17 protein-coding genes and 1 pseudogene are annotated in these 14,242 nt (G+C 64.3%); 8 read left to right on the plus strand and 10 right to left on the minus strand.

What is annotated here, in order from left to right; translation table 11 throughout:
• Positions 1–89: 89 nt before the first annotated feature.
• From ACF089_RS35575 to ACF089_RS35585, 3 genes are read right to left on the minus strand one after another with little or no spacing between them, the layout of a single operon-like run.
• Positions 90–449, minus strand: coding sequence for a septal ring lytic transglycosylase RlpA family protein (locus ACF089_RS35575; RefSeq protein WP_392036302.1), 360 nt, complete (start codon positions 447–449; stop codon positions 90–92).
• Positions 434–778 (minus strand): hypothetical protein, encoded by a 345-nt coding sequence (locus tag ACF089_RS35580; protein ID WP_392036304.1) that lies wholly within the window; start codon positions 776–778, stop codon positions 434–436. The genes ACF089_RS35575 and ACF089_RS35580 overlap by 16 nt, the downstream gene beginning before the upstream one ends.
• Positions 775–1,014: a hypothetical protein gene (locus ACF089_RS35585; RefSeq protein ID WP_053622552.1), complete on the minus strand. Its 240-nt coding sequence runs from the start codon at positions 1,012–1,014 to the stop codon at positions 775–777. The genes ACF089_RS35580 and ACF089_RS35585 overlap by 4 nt, the downstream gene beginning before the upstream one ends.
• A gap of 379 nt (positions 1,015–1,393) precedes the next feature.
• Between ACF089_RS35585 and ACF089_RS35590 the strand changes: the two genes are divergently transcribed.
• The 3 genes and pseudogenes from ACF089_RS35590 to ACF089_RS35600 form a co-directional block, all read left to right on the plus strand.
• Positions 1,394–1,627, plus strand: coding sequence for a hypothetical protein (locus ACF089_RS35590; protein ID WP_392036307.1), 234 nt, complete (start codon positions 1,394–1,396; stop codon positions 1,625–1,627).
• A gap of 151 nt (positions 1,628–1,778) precedes the next feature.
• Positions 1,779–2,072, plus strand: coding sequence for a hypothetical protein (locus tag ACF089_RS35595; protein ID WP_392036309.1), 294 nt, complete (start codon positions 1,779–1,781; stop codon positions 2,070–2,072).
• Positions 2,073–2,605: 533 nt separating this feature from the next.
• Positions 2,606–2,998: pseudogene (locus tag ACF089_RS35600) on the plus strand (transposase); the annotation flags it as partial.
• A 531-nt stretch (positions 2,999–3,529) separates the two neighbouring features.
• On the opposite strand, the gene ACF089_RS35605 reads toward ACF089_RS35600, so the two are convergent.
• The 3 genes from ACF089_RS35605 to ACF089_RS35615 form a co-directional block, all read right to left on the minus strand.
• Positions 3,530–4,081 (minus strand): carboxymuconolactone decarboxylase family protein, encoded by a 552-nt coding sequence (locus tag ACF089_RS35605; RefSeq protein WP_391516398.1) that lies wholly within the window; start codon positions 4,079–4,081, stop codon positions 3,530–3,532.
• 44 nt (positions 4,082–4,125) lie between these two features.
• Positions 4,126–4,653, minus strand: coding sequence for a DUF417 family protein (locus ACF089_RS35610; protein WP_053622559.1), 528 nt, complete (start codon positions 4,651–4,653; stop codon positions 4,126–4,128).
• A 75-nt stretch (positions 4,654–4,728) separates the two neighbouring features.
• A complete protein-coding gene (locus ACF089_RS35615; protein ID WP_391516396.1) occupies positions 4,729–5,034 on the minus strand; it encodes a hypothetical protein in 306 nt (101 codons plus the stop codon).
• Positions 5,035–5,289: 255 nt separating this feature from the next.
• Here ACF089_RS35615 and ACF089_RS35620 point away from each other — a divergent pair, with 255 nt between their 5' ends.
• Positions 5,290–5,733 (plus strand): MarR family winged helix-turn-helix transcriptional regulator, encoded by a 444-nt coding sequence (locus ACF089_RS35620; RefSeq protein ID WP_083461147.1) that lies wholly within the window; start codon positions 5,290–5,292, stop codon positions 5,731–5,733.
• A 652-nt stretch (positions 5,734–6,385) separates the two neighbouring features.
• Here the strand turns inward: ACF089_RS35620 and ACF089_RS35625 are convergent.
• Together ACF089_RS35625 and ACF089_RS35630 are read right to left on the minus strand one after the other, a co-directional pair.
• Positions 6,386–6,664, minus strand: a complete 279-nt coding sequence (locus ACF089_RS35625) for a hypothetical protein (protein WP_391516407.1) — start codon at positions 6,662–6,664, stop codon at positions 6,386–6,388.
• The gene (locus tag ACF089_RS35630) at positions 6,661–7,299 is read right to left on the minus strand and encodes a ParA family protein (RefSeq protein ID WP_053622563.1); all 639 of its coding nucleotides are present in this window, start codon (positions 7,297–7,299) and stop codon (positions 6,661–6,663) included. Before ACF089_RS35630 ends, ACF089_RS35625 begins: the two co-directional genes overlap by 4 nt.
• Positions 7,300–8,388: 1,089 nt before the next feature.
• Here ACF089_RS35630 and ACF089_RS35635 point away from each other — a divergent pair.
• The 4 genes from ACF089_RS35635 to ACF089_RS35650 all read left to right on the plus strand — a co-directional run bounded on the left by ACF089_RS35635 (position 8,389) and on the right by ACF089_RS35650 (position 12,818).
• Positions 8,389–9,207, plus strand: coding sequence for a hypothetical protein (locus ACF089_RS35635; RefSeq protein WP_053622562.1), 819 nt, complete (start codon positions 8,389–8,391; stop codon positions 9,205–9,207).
• Positions 9,208–9,217: 10 nt separating this feature from the next.
• Positions 9,218–9,688: a hypothetical protein gene (locus tag ACF089_RS35640; RefSeq protein WP_392036314.1), complete on the plus strand. Its 471-nt coding sequence runs from the start codon at positions 9,218–9,220 to the stop codon at positions 9,686–9,688.
• Between the two features lie 604 nt (positions 9,689–10,292).
• A complete protein-coding gene (mobV, locus tag ACF089_RS35645) occupies positions 10,293–12,170 on the plus strand; it encodes a MobV family relaxase (protein ID WP_053622554.1) in 1,878 nt (625 codons plus the stop codon).
• A 435-nt stretch (positions 12,171–12,605) separates the two neighbouring features.
• Positions 12,606–12,818 carry a hypothetical protein gene (locus ACF089_RS35650; protein WP_391516404.1) on the plus strand — a complete coding sequence of 71 codons (213 nt, stop codon included), beginning with the start codon at positions 12,606–12,608 and terminating at the stop codon, positions 12,816–12,818.
• A gap of 422 nt (positions 12,819–13,240) precedes the next feature.
• Here the strand turns inward: ACF089_RS35650 and ACF089_RS35655 are convergent, their stop codons facing one another.
• Both ACF089_RS35655 and ACF089_RS35660 read right to left on the minus strand, forming a co-directional pair.
• Positions 13,241–13,774, minus strand: coding sequence for a tyrosine-type recombinase/integrase (locus ACF089_RS35655; protein WP_392036320.1), 534 nt, complete (start codon positions 13,772–13,774; stop codon positions 13,241–13,243).
• Positions 13,671–14,242: PAS domain-containing protein (locus tag ACF089_RS35660; protein WP_392036317.1), on the minus strand; the 572-nt coding region annotated here is incomplete at its 5' end. The genes ACF089_RS35655 and ACF089_RS35660, both read right to left, overlap by 104 nt.

Below are 14,242 nucleotides of genomic sequence, written 5' to 3' on the forward strand. Positions count from 1 at the left end.
GCCCTTCATCGACCGTAAGAGGATTATGGGAAGGGCTCGGTTCCCCGGCAACGTCTCCGTGCCATCCAGAGCTTGGAGCGTCGCGCGCTTCAGCGCACCACGTTGAGCGAGACGTAGCTCGTGCCCGACATGCCGATGGCGCGGGCGGAGCCGCGGGCGAGATCGATCACACGGCCGCCGACGAAGGGCCCCCGGTCGTTGATGCGCACCACCACGGAGCGGCCGTTGGCGCGGTTCGTCACGCGCACGCGGGTGCCGAAGGGCAGGTGGCGGTGGGCGGCGGTGTATCCGTTCGGGTTGAACCGCTCGCCGTTGGCCGTCTTGCGGCCGCTTCCGTACCAGGAGGCTTGGCCGCTCTGGGCCTGGGCGGGCAGCGCGACGAACGCGCCGATGACGGTGGCGAGGCAGACGGCAACGGACCGGTTGGTGACCTTCATCGTGGATCGCATTCCCTTGTTTTTTGCGATGCGTTGAGCGCCGCGGAAAATGAGCCCGATCTCGGCCAAAATAAGACGTGGATTTCGGCGATGTGGATCGAACTGACGGCCGTGATCGACGGCAGGCCGTACGTGTCCAGCCAGGCGCAGAACTCACCCACGGCCCTGGCGTAGGCGCGCCGGGTGTGCGGATTGCGGATCTGTGCGGTGAAGAACTCCAGAAAGCGATAGGCGGCGCGCTCGCCGGCCGCGGCGACCAAGGTGGGAGCATGTGTGACGGCGAGCGTGAGAAGCCGACCCGTTCCTGGATCGCCTTCGGTCACATCCAGGGCGGTCGTCATATCCGGTCCACGTCGAGCCCGGCCTCCACGAGCCTGCCCGCAATCTTGCGCATTTTCGCGAACTCGGTTCCGAACGCTGGGGTCAGCCCCACAGCTTCGCAGAACTCTCTGCCGGTCACACCGTCGAGCACGCCTGCATATTTAATGACCTGCAGATGGAGCTCGGCAATGTAGCCATTCCGAGGCGAGGCCTCGATGGCATCCTTGATCCTCCTCATCGCCTCGGTCGTCGTCATGTGGGTCCTCCCGCTCAATCGACCCCTTGATATTCTAGCTTTTAGCTAAAAGCAATATGAATTTAGCTAATCGCCGATCTTTGCTAATACGTCTGATAAAGGACATTATCGTATATAGACCGGCCATACCTTCCTGCTCCTCGCCCGCTCCGTCTTTTTCGACAGCGGGCCCGTCTCTGAGACGAGGACGAGGGGTTAGAGCTGGCGCGTGTCGGTCAGATCGATGCGCGTGCGCTTCACGCCCCATACGTTCCAATGGGAGATCCGCCCTCGCGCCATACCTGAAGCGCGGCCTTGACAAGACCTCACAAAATATGTATTTTACGCATTCCTAAGAATGCCAACGAGATCCAGATTGGCCAAGTTTGAACCTGTGAGAGTGTCCTCCGCCGATGTGGTGCGGCAGTTCTCTCTCTATGCCGACATGGCTCTAACGAGCCCTGTTATTGTAAGTAAGCACGGTCGTGACCGGAACGTCATCTTGTCGTTTGAAGAGTACAACCGCCTAACCAAGCGCGATCTTATTTCACTAAAGTCAGAAGATACGCCTCAAGAATTCATTGACGATCTAGAGAGTTTTATTTCAGAAAAGTATGTTGGAGAGAAGAAATGAATATTAACCGCGCGGAGAAGACATGTTGCCAGCCCCAAGTCGTGGCCTGATTGTTCGTCACTGTTATCTTTTTCATCAAGATCAGGAGGACGGACACGAGGTTTCTGACGACCCTCACCCAGTCGTCATCGTGTCAGTCCAATCGGGTCGGGTGCTCGCCCTGGTGATCACCCACTCACCGCCGCAGTCCGATGCCGCCGCCGTGGAGATCCCGGCGGAGGTGAAGGCGGCATCTGGTCTCGACGAGCATCGCCAGTGGGTCGTCGTGAACGAGGCAAACCTTTTCACGTGGCCGGGTCCCGATCTGCGGACGATCTCGGGAAGCAATCCCCCGTCACCGGTCTATGGTACCATGCCGACCGACTTCCTGCGGGAGGTCGCCAGCGCCTACATGGCATGTCGGAGAGGGGACCCGACCGACGCCAAGACGGTCGAGCGGGCGTGAGCGACCGACCCGCGCCAGCTGCCGGCATCATCCCCCACTACCAGTCTGCCGCCTAGCGCTGCCGCAAAGCAGAAGGGTGCGACGGCCTTCTCGCCACTCGCGGGGCGGCCGTTTTCGTTCGCCCGGCCGCTTGGTGCGAACCCAAGCGAGGCAGGAGGTGCCGGGCTTTCTGTTTTCCGGTTGACCGCAGGGCCGTCAGGTACGCCCCGCCTGATGCTAGGTTACCGCGTAGTGAATGCCTTGGCAGGGCGTTAGCCGTTCAGCTCGGGTGCGCCGGCAGCTTGACCTTCTGCGGTGGCCGGCAGCGCATCTGAGAAGAGATCTGCCCAATCTGTCCTTGCAGGCCGCCGAGCTTGAGACGGAGCTGCTTCGGGTCGTGTCCCTTGGAGTGGTGTAGCTGACCGAGAGCGGGAGAGCCCGCCTGCGCGCCCTCACAGCGCTGTAGCAGGCGGGATCTCTCGCGGGGGTGGCCATCGGCGGTGACGGATTAGGATCGGGTTGCTGACACCCACCCCGAACCCGGGAGACCCCCGATGACCGATGCCGTTATGAGCCTGCGCGCCCTGGCTGAGAAGAGTGCGGACGCGGATGTGCTGCGCGAGATGATCGGCTTTGCCGCGCAGCGTCTGATGGAACTGGAGGTGGGCGGCCTGACCGGCGCGGCCCACGGCGAGAAGAGCCCGGAGCGGCTGGCCCAGCGCAACGGGTATCGTGACCGAGACTGGCAGACGCGGGCCGGCACCGTCGAGTTGCGCATCCCGAAGCTGCGGACGGGCAGCTACTTCCCGAGCTTCCTCGAGCCGCGCCGGATGACCGAAAAGGCGCTGACAGCCGTAATCCAGGAGGCCTACATCCAGGGCATCTCCACTCGGGCGGTCGATGATCTCGTCCAGGCCTTGGGCGGGACGGGTATCTCCAGTCTCCAAGAAGGAGATCGTGCGGGCCGCCTTCTACGCGCTATTGGATAGCCTCGACGTGAACACAGAGCGTAATAAACACCTTCACGCATTTGCGCTTGTTGAGCGTTCTTCCGATGAATGCGACACCCTGATACCCTTCAAACCACGAAAGAATAGCAAGCGTAAGAGCTAGAAGGCTTTAGACCGAGCTTACTGACAACTTTCGATAGGGTGCGTGCTGTCATCGTCATAACCCTGTCATACTGTTCTTACATGTCCCCGTTGTTCCATCTCGGGAACAAGTCGGCGCGTCCAGTCTCGACGCTCCTTGCACCTTGTGACTTGCGGCACGAGTGCTCCCAAGGTCTCGTGCCGCCTTCTCCCTGCCTCAGCGAAGTCTCGCTAAGTCCGTGTCGGCGTGGCACCGCGCTGATCGAGGTGCCCGGCCCATCATTCTCGGCGACGATGCCGGCCTTTTATTCACCCGGGACGGTTCAAGCCGCTCATCCGATTGTGGCGCAGCCAGAGCCCACACACAGGCTCCGGCTGCGACCGGCGTCAATTCGCGATGCGCTTGGCCGATCCTGCATGCGGGAAGTCGACCTCGGTCTTGAACACCTCGTTGACGTAGTTTGTCAGCACGTTCGCTGCCACGTGCAACACGATCTCAACGGTCTGCGCATCGGTGTAGCCGGCTGCGCGCAAGGCCGCGACGTCGGCCTCCGTCACATCAGCGCGGGTCACCGCGACTTTGCGGGCGAAAGTGACCGCTGCGTCGGCACGGGCATCGGTCGACCGGCCTTCTCGGTTGGCCGCGATCTCCGCTTCTTCGAGCTTGTGGCGCTTGGCGAGGGCTGTGTGAGCTGCGTTGCAGTAGTCGCAGCCATTGACGTTCGCGATCGCCAGAGCGATCCGCTCACGCGTCGCAGCGTCGAGGGTACCGCGTGCGAGCGCCCCGGAGAAGGCGAGCACGCCTTCAAGGCCGGCTGGGCTCTGCGCCAGAACCTTGTAGAGGTTCGGCACGACGCCGAGTTTCTTGCCTACGCCGTCGAGTAGGTCCTTGGCATTACCGGTCGCCGTGACCGGATCGACGGAAGCGATACGTTGCATAGTCAATCTCCTGATGATCGAGCGGTGACACGAAGCAGTGCAAGTCAGCTGCGGCCGAGGCGGATCGCCTTGAGAGAGTCGACGGCGATCCAAAGCGAAATGGCGAGCAGGCCCACGTCCTTGAGCAGGAACTGACCGATCGGAACCGAGATGGCGGGGAAGCCGATCTCCGGGGCGGCAACTCCGGGCGTCGAGGCCATGAAGCTCAGCGTCGTCGTGAAGAGGCCGGCTGAGAGGAAGCCTCCGAGCGCCGACAGCGCAGGATTGACGAGCCGCGCGGCGATCAGTGCGCCGATGCTGAGTTCCAGCACGCCGAGGAAGGCCGAGAAACTGCGCACGCTGAAGATGCTGTAGAACCAGCTCAGCAACGGGCTGTTGCTGACCAGCGGTACCAGCCCCTCGGCCTCGTACGCGGTGAACTTCATACCGCCGAACCACGCGTAAATAACGACGAGTGAGGCGTAGAGCGCAACCTGGATCAGGCGATCTCCGTGGCGATCGACAATAGTCAGCCCTTGAGCAACGCTAACTGGGTAGCCACTTCGGCCCGACGTTTGGGAATGCAGAGGCATGGATATTCTCCGTGATGAAGCCGTAGCGGTGGAGGTGACGCACACCTCCACCGGTTGAATTGAGGGTGACGAACGTTACCGCACCGGGACTTCGATGCGCGCGCCCCAAACGTTGATGGTCCGGCTGACCGGCGTCTGAGCTCCTGACGCCGTAACGGCGGGCAATCCCGAAGAGGAGGTGTAAGCGGTCTCTCGCGCCTTCCTGGGCAGCGAAACAGCACCTTCACTGCGCGAGATGCGGGGCGCGTTGAGCGGTTGGCCGACCTCTGGCCGGATGAACTCATGGCCCCAGGCGGAGAAGGTGCGGCTTTCTTGGGCGGCAGCCGGCAGTGTGGCAGCGGCGAAAACCGAGGCGATCACGAAAGCGGTGCGTGTAAACATTGTGGTCTCCATTCAGTTTGAGCGGGTGTCTGCTGCGGGTTGTCCGGGCAGGGTGTGGTTCCGCTCGGTGAGTAAGTTTTATATAAAACCATATTTGGGAGATGGATGTGCGCGACCGCACATGATATGATATCAAACTATCTGGGGGTGGGGCTCCGCAGCGAACGACGCTCGCATGAGCGCTTGCTCCACCCATATGCATGTAGCTTGTACCGATACTTGTTTTGGAACCACAACGTGTCCACGCCCTCCCGCATGACTCCCGATACCGCAGCAGCCATCGAGCAGGCCTGTATCTGTGTGGCTGTCCAGCGCGCTGCACGCGTGATTGGGCGCGAGTTCGACTCGGTATTCCGAGCCGTCGGTCTATCGAACTGGCAGTTCACACTGCTTACTACACTTGCGCTTGGCAATCCGCCGACTATGCGTGAGTTGGCAGACGAGCTTGCCCTCGACAAAAGCACTCTTACGGCCAACGTCAAATTGCTTGAGAAGCGTGGATTGATCACGATTGAACCAGACTCTCAGGACCGACGCGCTCGACGCGTGCGTTTAACAGGTCCGGGTCGCTCTCTCCTCGACGACACCATTCCGCTGTGGGAGCAAGCGCAGGCAGCATGTCTGGCGCGCTTAGACATCGCGGAGGCTGCCTCGTTACGGCAGACACTTGCGACTCTGTCGAGCCGTACTCATGAATGAAGAAATCTCCTCGGCCGAGCTTCATTGTGGTCCGTGGCCCGGAGAAGCGGCGGGTTCAGAGGACGACTGCCAGGCCCGCCAGTAGGGCGCGCTCGCGCTTGGGCCTTGCTGACGGGCTCGCCCGCTACACCCCTGGGCGGGGTGGCCTGGCCGATGCACAACCGGAACCGTCGAAGGCTGCATGCGCGCCACTGAGAGGCGCCACGAACGAAGAACGCCCGCCTCCGGAGGAGACGGGCACCTGATATGTCCTGTCGGTCGTGTCCCTTGGAGTGGTGTAGCTGAACGAAAGCGGGAGATCCCGCCTGCGCGCCCTCCACAGCGCTGTAGCAGGCGGGGTCTCCCGCGGGGGTGGCCATCGGCGGTGACGGGTTAGGATCGGGTTGCTGACACCAGGCGGGCCCCTTCGCTTTCTAGCTACAGCTTTCTAGGAATTCTGGTGAAGGGTCGGGGGTGCCGACCCTGTTCGGCTCCTGAGCACCATGGCGTCAGGCTGCCCGCCCATACATGGAGCGCCATGGCCTATTTCGAGCACTCGATCGGCGGACCTCAACGCGCTCGATCGCGAGAGCGAGGGTTTCGGGTTCGGCCACATGGTGCTACCGCACTGTGGTGTGATGGTGCATCAGCATCGAAGTACTACGGTGCGATGTCATCGTGACTTTGCCAACCATGCTTCCGCGGCCTGGATCAGGATCGCGTTGATGCTGGTCTCATCCTTGAATGCGATCTCTCGAAGAGTCCGGTGGAGCGCCTTCGGCAGGCGGATGTTCAGCGCCACCACCTCAGCCTTTGCCGCGGCCTCCGACTTATCAGGGCCCCCCAACCCCTCGCCTTCCGTGGCGGCGGCAAAGCCAGCGGCCACAGCGCTCACCGCCGGGGTGGCCGCCATCCGCGCGCCGAGGCCCGAACCCGTCTTCTTGCCAGTCACGCTAGTACCCTCTCGATCACGTCCGCCACTGCCTTCACCTCGCTGTCAGCCGGCGAACCGGTAGCGAAGGATCCCACTGTGTCGCCGGTGTTGAAGGCCCGCACGAAGGCGGACCGGTACGCCAGCGCCGGGCCTACGGGCTCGCCCAGCTTGCCCAGCTCCTCCACGATCTCGCGCCCCTCGGCCGTCCGCCGGTCTACCCGGTTCGGAACGATGAGCGCGGCCGGCTTGCCTGCGCGGTGCTCACGGGCCCGACGGATCACGGCCAGCACCTCGCTCATCGCCATCATGTCGAGGCCGGAGGGACCGCACGGCAGGATAGCCAGGTCCGCGAGGCCCACGGCAGCGCCAAGCGCGGCGTCGAGGTGCGGCGGGCAATCGAGGATCAGGATCTCGGCCGCCACCTTCCGCACCTGCCCGACCCACGCCTTGAGGCTGTCCACCGTGACCGGCAGATGGTCGACAGGGAGGCGGAGGTTACCCGGCGCGGCCCATTGGGCGGCCGAGCCTTGAGGGTCGGCGTCCACGAGATGAACGCGCTTCCCCCGCGCGGCGAGTTCGCCCGCGAGGTGGACCGCGACGGTCGTTTTTCCGATCCCGCCCTTGCGCCCGACAACAGCGATCACCTGGACCATGGCACCGCAATACCTCCGCACGATGGTGCTGCTGCACCACTGCATCACCGCACGCTCGCACCGAAGTGTTAACGCACTGTTATGCGATGGTGCCTTAGTACCATGGTGCTTCGGTTTTGACGCACCAAAGGACCGTGGTATCACAGCACCGGAGGGCGGGAGGCGGCGATCGAGGAAGCGTGAGGGTACGACGGGAAGAAGCCGTAGCGCGGGCGGTCAGACCCGATCGAGGTAGTCTTGATCCAGGAGGCTGCCGTAGCGCAGGAGGGTCTTCACCCGCACGGTCTCGAACCGCACGCCGGCCCACCCGGCGTCGATCAGCTGTTACCGGCCGTTTATGCTCTCGGTGAAGCTGTTGTCCTATATCCCCCGGTGCCAGTTGAGGATCTCGACCTCGTATTACCGGACATCTCCAGCGCGCGGCCCATCGGCTGCATCACCTCGGTCCAGCGACCCTGGTCGCGCTTGTCGAACCGATCGAGCTGCGCGGAAGCCCGCTCGGCATACTTGAACCCGTAGAGCTCCTTCAGCATCCAGGCGCACTGCAGCTCCGACTTCAATCGCAGCATGCCCTTCAGCTCGGTCCACTCGGCGCGGGTCAGCTCGCGGCGGGTCCTGTGACCCCTAGGAAGTGGTAGGGCCCAGCTGGCGGGTTGCCGTATGTAGGCGTCGATTACCGCGATGACCCCTCTGCTGGTGATGACACCAGCCTTCCTCAGGTCCGCTAGGGTTGAAGGTCCAGCCGGTATCGGCGCGCTGTTCATTCCCTAGCGTTGACTTAGCCGTGCGCTCCGGCCGACATGCCATGTCCGGTCGGAACGCGCCTTGCGCGAGTCGCCGGCATCACCAGGAGCACCGACCGCCGCAGTAGGACCCTGAAAAGCCAACAGCCCCGACCCGGCAAGGTCGAGGCTGTCGAATTCGAGATGGTCTGTGGGACCGATTTTCCAGCCCCCACAAGCCATGAAGCGCCCTCGGGCGTCAAGTCAGAACCCCGGTTCTGGCAACGATACCGGCTTGTCTTGAACGGAGCGCACAGCCTGCGCCGCCGATCGTCCCCCTGTGGCCCTGTGGAAAGGGCCGAGATACGTGTTCGCAGATGAGATCCGCCGCGCGATCGAGGCGGCCGACCGAATCACCTTGCCCCAGGTGACAGCGCTGCTGTGGCGCGCGTTCGGGGACGGAACGGTCACAGAGGCCGAGGCCGAGGCATTGTCCGGGCTAATCGAAGCACGGACCGATGCGCCGGCCGCCCGGCGGTTCTCCCTGCCGGCGGCGAGAGTTCCTAACCCAGACGATAGTGCGCCCATCCAGGATCGAGCAGGATCCGCCAGGAGGGCCGTCGGCTCGCGCCCGCGCACGGATGCCTCGATGGAGCGCCGTCGCCGCTGGGCCGCCTCGGGGCGGCTCCCGCCAGGGCTCGCGGCTCGGTTCACGCTGGCCGAGCAGGCGGTCCTCGCCCTCGTGGCGGCTGAGACCACCAGGCGGAAGGACTGCCGGCTGTCGATCGAGAACATGGCTGCGGTCGCGGGCGTGTGCCGCTCGACGGTCAAGAACGCCATCCGCGAGGCGCGCCGGCACGGACTGCTGACCGTCGAGGAGCGGGCGATCACCGGCTTTCGCAACGATACGAACGTGCTCCGGATCGTCGCGGCCGAGTGGCTCGCGTGGATCCGACTGGCGCGGCGTGGTGACCCCCTCCCCGACCGACGCGGACAAGCCGGGCCTGCGTTTCATCAGGGGGGAGGGGTCAAAAGCGTAACCAGCACGCCTACTGAGGTTCTAACCCTGTCAGATTCGAGGAAAATGGAACCCTCAGAAGGCTGCCGAGGGGCAGCGGTCGACCTTGAACGAAGCGCACACCCCAGAATCCGCGTGGGTGGTGGCACGGGCCGAGCCATGCGGTAGGCGCACGCGGATGGACGATATGACGAACGATGCCGATCAGGCCTCCGGCTTGGGTCTGCTGCCCTGCTTTGCTCCGGCGGTCCAAGCGCTTGCCGTCGTGATCGGGAGCGCCGCTGGCTCTGGCGCTTCGGACGACACGGCGCTGCGCACCGCCGAAGCGCATCTGCTGGCCCTCCGACGGAATGCGGCGAGGGACACACCGGGGCTGTCCCACGCGCTCGACGCGGTTCGGTCAGCCGTGTGCGGTGTCGAGGAGATCAGCCGCCTTTCCTCGGGCTTCGATCCGGGCCGTGACGAGCTTCTGGCTCTCGCGAGGACGCAGGGCCTGCTCGCCGTCGGCTTCCTCGCAGAGATCCTGCGCAGAGCCAAGCCGAAGGTGGCGGGTTGGGTCGGACCCAAGATGCTTCGAGGAGCGCCGCCGAGGCGGCGCCGGGTGCACAGGCCTATCCTGGCACTTTCTCACCAGCGAAGTACCACTTGATCTGAGGGGCTTCGAACAGCGGTAGCTGCTGCTCTTGCTCATCCGACCCGCTGACCGCCTCGGTGTGCTTCTGGCGTTGGGCCCACGCGCTGCGTCGTTGTTTGGCATCCTCCCGGGTCCGAGCGGCATCCTCCTTGGGTACGAGGACTGTCACTCGGATCCAGCCGGCCTTTTGGTTGTCCGCGGCCCTCTTCGCGGAGCGACGGCGATCCGCGTCCTCCCGGGCCAGCTGCTTCAGCAGCCGCTTATGCTTATCTTCTTCTGTGAGCGATTCGAGCTTTAGCATGTCTAGCGATTCACATGTGCTTATGGGATCGCAATATACACCACATAACAGTGCGAACCAATATCACTGTAGGAACTACGATCTCTTTGCTAGCGATTCGCCAGAGATGCGTTCCGCGCAAAATTCAACCCACCCACTATCACATCCAGAAGCGATCCGCGCATTGGTGAAGATGTGAGCCTATTTCGCTTCGTAGAGCGACGAACGACTTTTGGGACAAAAGTATAGTGAGTACACAATTTCCAATTTTTGGACTTTACATACCCATTTTTGCTTATAGCCTATTTGAGAGGATCAGCGCCGCCTGGGTCGATCATCATGTTCGCGGTCCTTCGCTTCCAGAAACTCAAGAGCCATGGGGAGATCCGCGCGATGTTCATTCACTGGCGGCGGGACAAGGACACCCCGAATGCCGATCCGGGCCGCAAGGTCGAGTTCCTGCTAGGGACATGCACGAAGGACGATGTGGTCTGGAAACTGCCCGCCAGAATTCGATCTAACGCTGTCCTGGCGGTCGAAGGCATCCTCAGCGCTTCCCCGAAGTACTTCCGGCCCGACGACCCATCGCGGGCAGGCCACGCTGACCCGGAGCGAACGGCCGCTTGGATCGCGCGCTCGCTGGTGTGGCTACACGCTGAATTCGGCGATCGCCTCGTGTCCGTTATGCATCACACAGACGAAGCAACGCCTCACATTCATTTCGCCGTCGTGCCCTTGAAAGAGGGGAGACTTTGTGCCCGGGACCTGTTCAACCGCGGCCACTTGCAGCGCATGCAAACGGAGTACGCGCAGGCCCTCGCTCCGCTCGGGATCCAGCGCGGGCGCAAGGGGTCGCCTGCCAAGCACAACGAGGTCGCGCAGTACTACGAACGCGTGAGAAAAGCCGGGGAGCCGCTAGCCGTGTCGGCCGGTGAGCTGATCGCGATGCAGGTCCTCGGCCGGACGCCGCGCGCCCTCGCGGAGCTTCAGGCGAAGGCGCTCGACGGCGAACAGGCGCGCGAGGAGATCGTGCACTTGCGCGACGAGGCTGCCCGGGCTGGCCGGATCGCGGACGAGGCGAAGGAGGAGCGCCAGGCCCTACAGAACCGCCTACGCGCCGTGCCGCTCGCCGAGGTGCTCCCCCAGCTCGGCTACCGGTCCACCTCGAAGGACGGTGCGGAATGGACCGGTCCCGCCGGTCGCATCACCAAAAAGGTCGGGACCGACGGGCGTGAGACCTTCCGCCTGCACGATCTCGGCAAGGGGGGGCGCGGCGCGATCGACCTAGTGAAGCTTGCCGAGGGGCTGGATTTCGCCGCGGCCGTGGCTTGGCTCGCCACCAGCCAGACCCGTGATGCAGCCATAGCCACGGCCGCGGCCTGCGCCGAAGATGAGGCCAGGGTCGCGCTTGATGTGAGGACGGGCCGTACGGAGATCGTGCCAATCTCCCGAGATCCCGCCGATCTTCTCGCCGTCGCCGACCGCCTCGTGTTCGAGCGCCAACTACCTGAGGAGCTGGTCCAACCCCTCGTGGATCACAAACTCATCGGTGCTGCTCGCTCCGGTGGCGACGCCATCGGCACGATGTTTCCGCTTCACGCCGGCAGCAAGGTCGGGCTGCAGGCCGATCACATCGGGGTTCGCATCGAGGGTAGCCGGCCGGACGAGGGGCACTGGGGCCTGCGCGGACGGCACGGGGTCTGGTCCTTCGCCTATTCTGGCCCGCGTCCGGGCGGACGTGAGGTCGTCGTGCTCGGGCAGAGCCCGACCAGTGTCATGAGCACCTGTGCACTCGCGCGGGAGCGGCAGGGTCTCATCCCGGCCCTCGAGCAGGACGACATCGGCCGGACCTTGTTCGTCGCCGCCGAAGGCGCTGCCCCGGATGAGGTGCGCGGCGTCTTGCGCGCCGCGGCGGCGCGCGGCGCTGAGGTGGTTACGGCGTTCGACCCTGACGAGCGGGGCCGCCGTCTGGGGAACCTGGTTCGCGAGGAGGTCGAGGCGATGCCCGCCGCGCGCGTCACCAAAGTCTCCGGGCTCGTCACCCTCGCCGGCGAGCACCTGAATGGCTTCTGGGCTCTTTGGATGATGCTGATCGCTGATGGGGCGGAGATCCTGCGGGAGCGGATCGCCAAGGCGCGCGCGGCGGGGCCGCGGCGGCGCGGACCCGGGCTTGGCGGTCCTGGCACGTCCGGTCCCGGAGGTCGGGATGATCTTTGAAGCGCGCGGCGGGGACTGAGGCCCTGCGGGGCCCTTCGGGCTGGGTGGTATACGCGATCGAGGGTCGATGTTGTCCGTGCAACCCCATCGAGCTCCGTGGATGGGGCCACCCAGCCGGTACGCCCACTTTCGCTTCCATCCCGACTGGGGGCTGTTCTTCAGGATGTACCGGACCGCGGAGCCGATGTTTCCGTTCCGCATGGCCGAGGCCGTGTGCCAGGCCTGCTGGATGTGGATCTCGCGCACATCGCCCTTGCGGCCGGCCACTGACTTCCTGAAGCGCTCGATGAGGTGTGGCGGAAGATAAATCAGGAGGTGCATGTGCTCCCCCCGACTGCCACCGTCCTTCCGCTCGGTCTTGCGGACCGCTCTGGCGTTGCCTGGCGGGCGGGTGCTCTCCCGCGTCCACACGTGCGTGAGGAGGAACTTGCGGTAGTGCGCGAACGAGCGAACCCGATCCAGAACCCTCCGCCAGTACAACGCCTGATCGGTCCGACCGAGGCCGTCGAGGTGAGCGGGCTTGATCGTGACCAGGTACGGCCGGCCGACGATCAGGCCATCCGGCTTCCTCCGTTCGGCGGCGTTGAGGTCCGCCGCGTTCTTCCATGCTGCCTCGGCTGCACGAACCTCGTCACGATCCAGCTGTAGCCCAGTCCTGCGTCGCCGCTTGTCTGCCACCTGATGTCGCCCTGAATAAAGGGGACCATCGAAAAAGGCGGCCTTGAATGATCGAGCGCGCGCGCTTTACCCATTGAAATCAAAGGGAATTTCGATTTGGTTCCGTTGCACGACGGACCCAAAAATTCTCCGATGCAATTCGGGTCCAACCGGATACATTGCCATCGACGGCCAAGCTTCCAAGGGGCGGCTACCGGTCGGCCACGACGAGCATTCAAAGATGCTCAATGACCTCGAAGCGAGATGCATCAAATTCTCTGCTACGAAGGGGTGATGGGCAGACCGTGACCAAACACGGACTACATGGCCCGGGTACGACGGGCGCGATTTCCGGCGTCGTACCCCCTGAGAACACCCTCGGCGGAACCCATAGCTCCTGAGCGGCGCGCCCCTCAGATGAGGATGCGCTCGATCTCGTCCAGGTTCACCTCGTCGGCGCGGCGATCGTAGAGCTGGGTCGTGCGCGTGGAGGCGTGGTTGGCGATGGCGGCGGCCCGTTCCAGTGTGCCGCCATTCTTCAAGTAGGCAGTGATCCCGGTCGCCCGGAACGTGTGGTTGCCGATCCGCGTGGCGATCCCGGCCGCCTTCGCCCGCCGCCGCACCATCGCGTAGGCGTTGGCGCTCGGCAGGGCCGTGCGGGTCAGCTCGGCCGTCCCGCGCCGGATCGTCCGGAACAGCGGCCCGTCGCCGTCCGCGGCGATGCCCGTGCCGTCCAGGTAGGCATGCAGGTAGCTCTCCAGGTTGTGGTGGCAGGGCAGCTCCACCGCCTTGCCACCCTTCTCGTGCAGCCGCACCCAGAGGCGGCGGTTCTGCACGTACACGTCATCGACCCGCATGGCGGTGGCCGCGCCGATCCGCGCGAACGTGTAGACCATCAGGCCGATCAGCGCCCGGTCGCGCAGGCCGATCGGCGTGGTGGTGTCGATCGCGTCGAGGAGCGCGCGCGCCTCGTCGGGGGCGAGCACGGGCGTCTTGCCCCGCCCTGACCCTGGCTGTGGTCTCGGTGCAGGAGCAGAACATGCCGCCCACCGTGCCGTCCTCGTTCCGGATCGGCGAATAGGAGAAGGTGAAGGTGGTCTGCTCGTCGTAGCCGTGGCGGTTCATCGTGAACGGCAGGTTCTCGGCCCAGGTCGCCTCGCCGGCCATCGCGCTGTCGACGAAGGGCGTGATGGCCTCCCAGATCTCGGGCCAGATCTCGCGGAAGCGGCGACCGAGGGCAGCCGGGTGCTTGTCGCCCAGGATCTCCGCGTAGGCGTCGTTGTAGACGAAGGCGAGGTCCGGCCCCCAGGCGGCGAACATCGGGAACCTGGAGCCGAGCATCAGGCTCGCGACCGAGCGCAGCGCCTGCGGCCAGGTTTCCGGCCAACCGAGCGGCGAGGACGACCAGTCGTTGG

The organism is Streptomyces sp. NPDC014894, from assembly GCF_043080985.1.
Lineage (GTDB): Bacteria > Actinomycetota > Actinomycetes > Streptomycetales > Streptomycetaceae > Streptomyces.